This is a genomic window from Mesorhizobium sp. M7A.F.Ca.CA.004.12.1.1 (assembly GCF_003997835.1).
GTDB lineage: Bacteria > Pseudomonadota > Alphaproteobacteria > Rhizobiales > Rhizobiaceae > Mesorhizobium.
On sequence record NZ_RZRK01000123.1, the window covers coordinates 1 to 10,570 of the forward strand.

The 10,570-nt window shown below is 63.0% G+C and carries 9 protein-coding genes and 1 riboswitch; of the genes, 6 read left to right on the forward strand and 3 right to left on the reverse strand.

Features of this window, described 5'->3' with window-relative positions; all coding sequences use genetic code 11:
• Nucleotides 1-189: molybdopterin-dependent oxidoreductase (locus EN984_RS09135; RefSeq protein ID WP_164765416.1), on the forward strand; the 189-nt coding region annotated here is incomplete at its 5' end.
• A 40-nt stretch (nt 190-229) separates the two neighbouring features.
• On the opposite strand, the gene EN984_RS09140 is transcribed toward EN984_RS09135, so the two are convergent.
• Nucleotides 230-1,024 (reverse strand): aspartate/glutamate racemase family protein, encoded by a 795-nt coding sequence (locus tag EN984_RS09140; RefSeq protein ID WP_127270737.1) that lies wholly within the window; start codon nt 1,022-1,024, stop codon nt 230-232.
• Nucleotides 1,025-1,244: 220 nt separating this feature from the next.
• Here EN984_RS09140 and EN984_RS09145 point away from each other — a divergent pair, with 220 nt between their 5' ends.
• Both EN984_RS09145 and EN984_RS09150 read left to right on the forward strand, forming a co-directional pair.
• On the forward strand, nt 1,245-2,525 hold the full coding sequence (locus EN984_RS09145; RefSeq protein WP_127267800.1) for a D-amino acid dehydrogenase: 1,281 nt from the start codon (nt 1,245-1,247) through the stop codon (nt 2,523-2,525).
• 7 nt (nt 2,526-2,532) lie between these two features.
• Nucleotides 2,533-3,261, forward strand: coding sequence for a GntR family transcriptional regulator (locus EN984_RS09150; protein ID WP_127267799.1), 729 nt, complete (start codon nt 2,533-2,535; stop codon nt 3,259-3,261).
• A gap of 58 nt (nt 3,262-3,319) precedes the next feature.
• On the opposite strand, the gene EN984_RS09155 is transcribed toward EN984_RS09150, so the two are convergent.
• A complete protein-coding gene (locus EN984_RS09155; protein WP_127267798.1) occupies nt 3,320-4,321 on the reverse strand; it encodes a hypothetical protein in 1,002 nt (333 codons plus the stop codon).
• A 244-nt stretch (nt 4,322-4,565) separates the two neighbouring features.
• Nucleotides 4,566-4,652: riboswitch (glycine riboswitch) on the forward strand.
• A 149-nt stretch (nt 4,653-4,801) separates the two neighbouring features.
• Here EN984_RS09155 and gcvT point away from each other — a divergent pair.
• From gcvT to gcvP, 3 genes are read left to right on the forward strand one after another with little or no spacing between them, the layout of a single operon-like run.
• Complete coding sequence (gcvT, locus tag EN984_RS09160; RefSeq protein ID WP_127267797.1) at nt 4,802-5,902, forward strand: glycine cleavage system aminomethyltransferase GcvT; 1,101 nt, start codon at nt 4,802-4,804, stop codon at nt 5,900-5,902.
• Between the two features lie 5 nt (nt 5,903-5,907).
• Nucleotides 5,908-6,276: a glycine cleavage system protein GcvH gene (gene gcvH, locus EN984_RS09165; RefSeq protein ID WP_013531953.1), complete on the forward strand. Its 369-nt coding sequence runs from the start codon at nt 5,908-5,910 to the stop codon at nt 6,274-6,276.
• 17 nt (nt 6,277-6,293) lie between these two features.
• Nucleotides 6,294-9,104 (forward strand): aminomethyl-transferring glycine dehydrogenase, encoded by a 2,811-nt coding sequence (gcvP, locus tag EN984_RS09170; protein ID WP_127383709.1) that lies wholly within the window; start codon nt 6,294-6,296, stop codon nt 9,102-9,104.
• Here the strand turns inward: gcvP and EN984_RS09175 are convergent, their stop codons facing one another.
• Complete coding sequence (locus EN984_RS09175; protein WP_127267795.1) at nt 9,105-10,280, reverse strand: GGDEF domain-containing protein; 1,176 nt, start codon at nt 10,278-10,280, stop codon at nt 9,105-9,107.
• Between the last annotated feature and the right edge of the window lie 290 nt (nt 10,281-10,570).

Consider the following 10,570-nt stretch of genomic DNA (forward strand, 5'->3'; position numbering starts at 1 on the left):
GGCCTGAACGGCAAGCCGCTGCCGGTCGAGAACGGCGCTCCGCTGCGGGTTCGCGTCGAGCGCCAACTCGGCTACAAGATGCCGAAATATCTCTACAAGATCGAGCTGGTCGACGGCTTCGCCACTGTCGGCGGCGGTCGCGGCGGCTATTGGGAAGACAATGGTTATGACTGGTACGGCGGAATCTGAATCGCACACCGCAAACGCTGCGGCCCCAAAGATGGCCAACCTATAGCGAGCGGCGAAACAGTTCGCCCTTTCCGGCGATCTGCTCGCCAATGCCGCCGAGCCGCAGCATGTGCCAGGCAAGGGCGTGATTGCTCGAGGTTACCGGTTTCCCCAGTTCCTTCTCGACCTCCTCGATGATGCGGGCAACGCGCATGCTGGTGCAGGAAACGAACACCGCCTCACAGTCGCTCGACGCACCGATTTCCAAGATGGCCTGCTTGACCGATGCCGGCGTGATGCGCGCAACGACATTGTCATCCGCCTCGTTGAAGGAGCCCATGACCGGAATGTCCATCCCCCGCGCCATCAGCGATGCACGTAGCGAATGATTGATTTTCGCCAGATAAGGGGTGAGCAGCGCGATCCGCGAGACGCCCAGGGCCTTCAGCGCCGCCCTTGCCGCCGTCACCGGGTTGGTCACTTGCACGCCCGGCAGCACCTCATGAACGCGTTCGGCGACCTTGTCCTCGCCGATAACCAGCGCTCCCGAGGTGCAGGCAAAACCGATCACATCGAACTTGACGTCCGGCAAGAGCCCGACAGTTTCCGGGATGACGGCCGACATCTTCATCAGGTTTTCCGGCGTGATCTCGACATCGCTGTAGAGCCGCGCCTCGTACAGCGCGATGTCGCGCGCGGGCAGCGCATAGCGGAATTCATCCTCGATGGTCTGGTCGGTTCGAAGGACGAGCAGGCCGAGATTGGCGCGGGTGCCGATGCCGTCGTCGGTCTTGAAGGGAATGTGTTCCTTGTCGACGACAAGCGCATCGTCGGCGCGGCTAAGCGGGGCGTCCATGGCGCAGTCCCCTTCCTGATGCCAATCAGAATTGTCGACAATAGAAGCGACAACTTTGCCAAACGTGTCAAGAGCTCCGTTCCAATTTTGGGAACCGGGAAATGCCGGATTTCGCCCTGTCTGAACGGTGAATCGATCGTCGACCCACGCGCCGTTGACAATGGCCAGCGTCTTCCTGTTGAATTGTCGACAATAGAAACGACAACCATTCGGGTCAGCGATGCGCATATTGATCTTGGGCGGTGGCGTTGTCGGGATCACCACTGCCTATCAGTTGCAGAAGGACGGCCACACGGTCACCGTTCTCGAGCAGGCATCACAGGTGGCCGAAGGGGCAAGCTGGGCAAATGCCGGCATGATCGCGCCCGGCCATTCCTTCGTCTGGTCATCGCCGGCCGCGCCAAAAATCCTGCTGAAGTCGCTGTTCCAGAAAGACCAGGCGCTTCGTTTCAAGCTCTCCGCCGACCCGCATCTCTACAGCTGGTCGCTGCGCTTCCTCATGCAATGCACGGCCGCCAAAGCGCGTCGCAACACCCTTCTCAAACATCGGCTTGCGGTCCATTCCCAATCGGTCCTGCAGGCGGTCGTCAGGGAGGAAGCGATCCAGTACGACAGGACATCGGCCGGCATTCTTTACTTCCACCGCAACCGCCAGGCGCTCGACAAGGGCATCGCCAACATGCGCCTGCTGGAGGCCGACGGCCAGGAGATCCGTATCGTCGACGCGCAGGAAATCGTTGACCGCGAGCCGGCGCTGGCTTTGTCGCGCGACAACATTGCCGGCGGCGTATTGTGTCCGACCGACGAAACCGGCGACGCCGCCAAGTTCACGCGCGCGCTGGCGGCCATCGTCGAAAATAGGGGCGGCAAGATCCTGACAGGGACCAGGATCGTGGGGATCGAACGCAGAAAGGAAACGATCACCAAGATCGTCACCGACAAGGGAGAGTTTCTGGCCGACACCTACGTTCTGTGTCTCGGCGCCGAGAGCCCCGTCCTCGCCCGCAAGATCGGCCTTGGTCTGCCGATCTATCCGGTCAAGGGATATTCCATGACCATTCCCATCGTCGATCAGGCGCTGGCTCCAAAACTCCCTGTCATCGATGAGCACAATCTCGTCGCCATCACGCCGATGGGCGATCGCATCCGCGTGACCGCCACCGCGGAATTCGCGGGCTATGATCGCAGCCACAAGCCTTCGGATTTCGCCTTCATGAAGCGCGTCACGCAGGACCTGTTCCCGCGCGGCATCGCCTATGATCGCGCCGAGATGCGGGCCTGCCTGAGGCCCATGACGCCCGACAACCTGCCGATCCTCGGCCTGCGCGACATCCGAAACCTGTGGCTGAACACCGGGCACGGCCATATCGGCTGGACCATGGCGCATGGATCGGCCCGTATCGTCGCCGATCTGATCGCCGGCCGGGCAGCGCCGATCGCCCTCGACGGCATCCTTCCCACACAGGCGCGGTTCGCCGAACCAAGCGCCGCAAAGGCTTGACGACGCCATGCTTCGACCCACCAGACAAACCAACCAGGACAACAATGCGGCGTTGGCATCCAAGCCGATCAAGACCGGCCCGCGTGTCTATGAAGAGATCCGTCGCATGGCGATGGACTATCGCTTCAAGCCGAACGAACGCATCAACGAAGTGGCGCTTGCCGCGAGGCTGAATGTCAGCCGCAGCCCGATCCGGGAAGCTCTCCAGCGGCTGGTCACGGAGGAACTCATCACCTTCCAGACCAATCGCGGCTTCTTTTGCCGGGGCTTCGATGTCGACGAGATCGTCAATCTTTCCGACGTGCGAGCGGTGCTCGAGGAGCGCTCCGTCAGGCTGGCGGTCCAGCGCGCGACAGATGAGGAGCTTGCCACGCTCGTCGACTGGTGGGCGCTCACCATGGCGCGCGCCGACTCGTTTTCCAGCGCCGAACTGACCGCCAGGGACGAGGAATTTCACATCCGCATCGCCAGGCTGTCAGGCAATCCCGAACTGGCGCGCATGCTCGAAGGCATCAACACGCGCATCCATTTCGTTCGCAAGATCGAAGTGGAGAAGCACCGGCGATTGTCGACAACCTACACCGAACATAGCGAAATCGCCCGGGCCATGGTAGCCCGCGATGCCAACAGCGCCGCAAGGCTCATGCACGACCACATCGCCATCAGTGTCGCCGATGCCATGTCGACCGTCAGGGAAGGCTTGGCAAGGATATACATCGACGTCGACCAGATCTAATCGGGCAACCCCAGCTTTGACCGAGGCAACCCCCTACCGCTCAGGCAACCCCTACCGCTCAGGCGACCTTGTCGAGCAGCGGCCTCAGCGCCGGATGGATTTCCGGTGAGGCGTGCTTGATCAGGGTCAACAGCGCGCGTTCGTTCTCATAAAGAGGCCTGTCGACGCCGATATGTTCGATCAGCCAGCCGGCTTCGCCGGCATCGACCGTCTCGGCGCGGCGGGCCAGAGCCTCGGCCGCCCTGTTCTTGGCTTCCCACTCGGCCTCGATGTCGCCTGGCGACCGATAGGCTTCCATGATGCCGGCAAGGCCGCCGGAGATCATGCGGCTGAAGAAGCCGCCGATTTCCGGATCGGCATGTTCGAGGAAGGCATCACGGCGCAGCGCCACATCGCGCGTCGGTGCTTCGTAGCCGGCCGAGCACATGATGAAATTGGCGATCGCCTTGACGAACAGCTCGTTCCAGGACGGATCATTGTGCCCTTGGGCAGTGCACTCGTTGATCTTGAACAGCACCTCGGCCTCGGCGCGCGTGATGGCGATGTTGCCGTCGCCGCCATGGGCGTGGAGGATCCGGCGCAGCAACTCGACCTCCGCCTGTGCGATGAGGCCGGGAGCCAGCGTGCCGCCGAGCATCAGCGGCCCCTTGCCGTCAATGACGGCATGCGCCACCTGCTCCAGCGCATACACACAAAGTTGGCTCGGCGACGATTTCGCCTGTTCCAGCACATGCACCAGCAATTCGAGCTCGGTCCGGCTGTCGACCATGCCATCGCGCGAGATCGTGCGGATCAGCCAGTCGGCATTGTCTTGCGAGATATAGCCCGACGGCTTTTCCTGGTGGACGATATAGTCGGTGACCGCCTCGACGAAGAAGGGCGGCCATTCCTGGCATTTGTCCTTCGCCGTTGCATCGAGCGCAAACAGCGCCTCGGCCTCGCCGCGCGTCACGACGCCGTCGCCGAACACTTCATGGCGCAACATCGCTACGTCCTCCGCGGCGATGCGGCTTTTCGAGGTCAGCCCGGCCACCGGCGCGCTCATGATCAATTCGCCCATTTGTCGTCCCCGTCCGCCGTCGCCAAGCGCCGGCCCCAAGCGTCATACACGCCAACATATCAGCAGTGTCTTGAAAAACCGGCAAACGGCGTGGTTAGCGAAGACTTGTCGGCCAACGCATGTCGCCCAAAAACGTGCCGCGGTTTTGAAGAATGGTACGCACGCGCTTTAGATGTCGCTGACAGGTGACAAGCCGCCGCGCGCGAGCTATGGATGGCGCGTCGAGGACTCAGGGTCTGAGTCCTACCTGTTTGCGGGAGAGAACAGCGAGAGCTGTCGCCGAAGGGGAAATCGCCCGAAATCTCTCAGGCAAAAGAACCGTAGACGGGAAAGACACTCTGGAAAGTCGGGGCTTGCCCCCGCGCCGAAGGTGTAAGCGCCGCTGACAGAGCTCCGGCTGCGCGAGTCTCTCAGGCTTCAGACAGAGGGGCACGGACTGGTCGCCATTCGCGACCGATTGCGTGCGACTCTGGAGACGACATGACGGGCGACGATACAAGACACCTCCCCCTCGAAGACATCCATGTAACCGCCGGTGCGCGCTTCGGTGCTTTTGCCGGCTGGTCGATGCCGCTGACCTATCCGGCGGGCGTCATGAAGGAACATCTTCACACCCGCGAACAGGCCGGCCTGTTCGACATCTCGCATATGAAGCTGTTCGAAGTCAGCGGGCCGGAGGCGGTTGCGCTGCTCAACCGCGCTTGCCCCTTGGATGCAGGCGCACTCCAAATCTCACAGTCCAAACTGTCCTTTTTCCTCAACGAGGCAGGCGGCATCCTGGACGACCTCATCGTCACCAGACTTGGCGATAGCAGGTTCATGATAGTCGCCAACGCAGGCAACGCCGTCGCCGACGAAAAGCATTTGCGTGCACTTGCCGCGGATTTCGACGCCAGGGTCGAGCCGCTCGACCGCGTCTTCCTGGCCATCCAGGGTCCTGAAGCCTGGGCCGCCCTTTCCCGCGCCGGCATCGAGACCGGCTCGCTGCTTTTCATGCATGGTGTCGAACCGCGCAAGAACTGGTTCATGAGCCGGTCGGGCTATACCGGCGAGGACGGTTTCGAGATCGGCCTGCCGGAAGCCGATGCACGCGATCTCGTCGCGAAGCTGCTCGGCGATGAACGCGTGCTGTGGATCGGCCTGGCCGCCCGCGACAGTCTGCGGCTGGAGGCAGGGCTGTGCCTGCATGGCCAGGACATCACGCCGGAGACCAATCCGGCCAGCGCCGCCTTGATGTGGGCAATTCCAAAGGACATCCGCGCTTCCGGCGCTTTCATCGGCGCCGATGCGCTCCGCGCCGCCGTGGAACAAGGACCCGCGCAAAAGCGGGTCGGGCTTAAGCCGGAAGGTCGCCAGCCGGTGCGTGGCGGTGCCGCGCTCTTCGACGCCGACGGCAATCCGGCCGGCCAGGTCACATCGGGCGGTTTCGGCCCCTCGGCCGGCCATCCGGTCGCCATGGGCTATGTCTCGACACCTCTGGCAAAGCCCGGAACGCGGGTGTTCGCCGACGTGCGCGGCACAAAAATCCCAGTCGATATCAGTTCCCTGCCCTTCACACCGCATCGCTACCGCAAAGGATGATCTCAATGGCAACGACCTATTTCACATCAGATCACGAGTGGCTCCGCGTCGAGGGCGGCATCGCCACGGTCGGCATCACTGATTACGCGCAGGAGCAGCTCGGCGACCTCGTCTTCGTCGAACTACCGGAGACCGGAAAGAAATTGACCAAGGGCGACACCGCCGTCGTGGTCGAATCCGTCAAGGCGGCATCCGATGTCTATGCACCGGTCGATGGCGAGATCACTGAAGCGAACGGCACGCTGTCGTCGGACCCGTCGCTGGTCAACTCGGCAGCAACCGGAGCCGGCTGGCTGTGGAAGATGAAGCTTGCCGACGAAAGCCAGCTCGCCGGTCTCATGGATGAGGCCGCCTACAAAGCCCATATCGGTTGATACCAGGACTTATTGACATGACCGCAGCACCCTACCCCTTCTCGGCCCGCCATATCGGTCCCGGCCTCAACGACACCAGAGCGATGCTGGCCGCCATCGGCGTGCCCTCGATCGAGACGCTGATCAGCCAGTCCGTACCGAAGTCGATCCGGCTCGATCGGCCGCTTGCCCTGCCAGCACCGGCGAGCGAGGCGGAAGCGCTGGCCGAACTCTCGGCTGTCATGTCCGGGAATACAGTGCTGAAGAGCTTCATCGGCGCCGGTTATCACGGCGTCCATGTCCCGCCGGTTATCCAGCGCAATCTGTTCGAGAATCCTGCCTGGTACACGGCCTACACGCCCTATCAGGCAGAGATCAGCCAAGGCCGGCTCGAAATGCTGTTCAACTTCCAGACGCTGGTCACCGAATTGACCGGCCTGCCGGTGGCCTCGGCCTCGCTGCTCGATGAAGCAACCGCCGTGGCCGAAGCCGTCGGCATCGCCTTACGCCACCACCGTGACAAGCGAACCAAGGTCGCACTTGCCGGCACGCCGCATCCGCAGACGCTGGACGTGGTGCGCACCCGCGCCGAGCCGCTCGGCATCGAGATCGATGGCGAGACGATCGACGACAACACCGCCGCCCTGCTCGTCTCCTGGCCGGATACGTTTGGCGTCTATGGCGACCACAAGGCAGCGATCGACAAGGCGCGCGCGACCGGGGCTATCGTCGTCTTCATCGCCGACCCGCTCGGCCTGACGCTGACCGACGCGCCGGCCAAGCTCGGCGCCGACATCGCCGTCGGCCCGATGCAGCGTTTTGGCGTGCCGATGGGCTTTGGCGGCCCGCACGCGGCCTATTGCGCCGTCTCCGACAGGCTCACGCGGTTGATGCCCGGCCGCCTGGTTGGCCAGTCCACCGACAGCAAGGGCCGGCCTGGGTACCGGCTTGCCTTGCAGACGCGCGAACAGCATATCCGCCGCGACAAGGCGACCTCCAACATCTGCACCGCGCAGGCGTTGCTCGCCAACATGGCGACTGCCTATGCCATCTGGCACGGTCCCGCCGGGCTGCAGGCGATTGCCGGGCGCATCCACACGCTGGCCAATCGTCTTGCCTCCGGGCTCAAAGCAGCAGGTATCTCCGTGCTCGGTTCAAGCCGCTTCGACACGGTGACGGCCGAGGTGAAGGGTAAGGCAGCTTCGATCGCCACTGCGGCTGAAAAGGGTGGCAGGTTGCTGCGTGCCGTCGATGCCGATCATATCGGCATTGCCTTCGACGAAACCTCGACCGAGGCCGATCTCGACGCAATCGCGGCCCTGTTCGGCGCCAAGGCTGGTGTCTCCGCCGACAGCACGGTGCCCGGCAAGCCGCGCGGCAAGGAGTTCCTGACCCAGCCTGTTTTCCACGAAAACAAGTCGGAAACCGAGATGATGCGCTTCCAGCGCCGGCTGGCCGACAAGGACCTGGCGCTCGACCGCGCCATGATCCCGCTGGGGTCCTGCACCATGAAGCTCAACGCCGCCGCCGAGATGATGCCGGTGAGTTGGCCGAGCATTGCCGATCTGCACCCTTTCGCCCCGGCCGCGCACTCGACAGGCTACCGTGCCATGATCGGTGAGTTGGAGGGCTGGCTGTCGGAGATCACCGGATTCGACGCCGTCACCTTGCAGCCCAATGCCGGGAGCCAGGGCGAATATGCCGGCCTGCTCGCCATCCGCGGCTATCACCGCTCACGCGGCGACAACCACCGCACCGTCTGCCTGATCCCCTCCTCGGCGCATGGTACCAATCCCGCGAGCGCGGCGATGGCCGGCATGAACGTCGTCGTCGTGCGCTGCACCGAAGACGGCAACATCGACATGGACGACATGAAGGCCAAGGCGACTGAGCATGCGCAAAATCTCGCGGCGCTGATGTTCACCTATCCCTCGACGCATGGCGTGTTCGAGGAAGGCGCACGCGATCTCTGCGCACTGATCCATGAGCATGGCGGCCAGGTCTATTTCGACGGTGCCAACCTCAACGCGCTGGTCGGGCTTGCCCGTCCCGGCGACATTGGCGCCGATGTCTGCCACATGAACCTGCACAAGACCTTCTGCATACCGCATGGCGGCGGCGGACCCGGCATCGGGCCGATCGGCGTCAAGGCGCATTTGAAGCCGTATTTGCCCGGCCATGTCACCGAAGGCTCGGCGCACGCCGTCTCCGCCGCCCCCTTCGGCAGCGCCTCGATCCTGCCGATCACCTGGATGTATATCCGCATGATGGGCGCCTCGGGCCTCAAGCAGGCGACCGAGACGGCGATCCTGTCCGCCAACTACATCGCGACGCGGCTCGGTGCGCATTTCCCGGTGCTCTACAAGGGCAGGCAGGGACGCGTCGCGCATGAATGCATCCTCGACACCCGTGTGCTCAAGGAGAGTGCAGGCATCAGTGTCGACGATATCGCCAAGCGCCTGATCGATTATGGTTTCCACGCGCCGACCATGTCGTTCCCGGTTGCCGGCACGCTGATGGTGGAGCCGACCGAGTCCGAGCCCAAGCGGGAACTCGACCGCTTCTGCGAGGCGATGATCGCCATATCGGCAGAGGCAGCAAAAGTCGCCAGGGGCGAATGGCCTTTGGCCGACAATCCGCTGGTCAACGCGCCGCACACCGCCTCCGAGGCGCTGGCCGGCCAGTGGACCCATCCCTACTCGCGCCTGGAAGCGGCCTATCCGGCCGGCGACGCCGACACGGCAGCCAAGTACTGGCCCCCGGTGTCACGCATCGACAATGTCGCCGGCGACCGCAACCTGGTCTGCTCGTGCCCGCCGCTGTCGGATTATCTGGGTGCCGCGGAGTAATTACGCTGAGCGCAAGGCCGGCTTGATCGGCTCGGCCTTGCCCATCCTCTTGCGGCTGATGACGCAATTTCGTCCGGCGCGTTTGGCGGCATAGAGCGCCGCGTCCGCCTCGGCGAGCACGTTGTCCAGCCTGCTGCCGCTTGCCTCGCCAAAGCCGATGCCGCCGCTGACCGTGCTGCGCAACTTGCCGAGCTGGGTGGGGACGATTTCGGTGCCGAACGCCACGCCTATCTTGCTGGCGAGATCGTAAGCCTTTTCATCCGTCATCCGCGACATGACGATTGCGAACTCCTCGCCGCCAAGGCGAAAAGCGTCGACGCCGGGCCGGGCATATTTCTTGATGACGGCGGCAAAACGGCACAAGACCTGATCCCCTACCGGGTGACCGTAGACATCGTTCGTCCGCTTGAAATGGTCGAGGTCGAACATGACGATGGACATGAACGGACCGAAACTCCGTTCGCCGTAGAGCGACGTCAATGCCCGGCGGTTCAGCAACCCAGTCAGCGGGTCGGTCATGGTCTCGGCCTTGAGTTCAATTTGCGCCTGCAGATGATGGAGGGAGAGCGTCAATGCTCCGAGCCCGGTCATGCAGGCGACCGCCACCACGGAATTCAATCGTTCGGCCCAGTTGTCGGGCGCAACCCCGAGCGTCCATTGCCCCTTGGTCAGCAGAACCACGCCGCAAAGCGCAAACGACATCGCGCAGGTGCCGCTCAGAAACGAAACCACCAGAAGGATGCGGCGATCGTGACTGCCGTTGATCCAGAACATGGCGCCGATCGCCGACAGCAGCGCCGTCACCGTGGTGTAGGTGACTATGAAGCCAATGCCGTCAAAGCCCATAAAGGTCACGACGGCACAAATGGCCATGGCGGCAAGCGCAGGTGCAACGGCACGTCCGTAGCCGGGCACCCCCAGAAATTGCATGGCCGACAAGCAGATGATCAGGAACCCCAGGCTGAGCAGTGCAAGCACGATCTGGCAAAGCAGCGGATCGGGATCCTTGGTGTACCGCCAGAACAGGATCACATGCGCAACGAGCACCAGAATTCCGCACGCAACCGTCAGCACGAAACCTGCCTTGGGCGCGGTGAACCAAATGGCAAACATGGTGACGCTGAGGCATATGCCCGACAGCGCGGCTGCGAGCAGAAGCGAACTGAAGTCCAGCATATCGGGCAAGGGCCTCTTGAGCGTCGGCGGTTGCGCTGCATTCTAGGTCAGCGGCAGCCCTCAGATACGGGTTTTCAGGCAATCCTTCGATGCAACCTGCGGATAGGGTTTACAAAGCGTCGATGGCACGTGTCCCGAAACCGGACCCATGGATGCGAGATCAACCCTTGTTCAAGAGAGCGAGGTTGGCGTTGACGACTGTTGGATCGGCCATGCCGGCCTTCGCTTCGAGCAGCAACGCCTTGGCCTTCTTGCGATTGCCGCGCAGCAGTTGCGAATAGCCCATATTG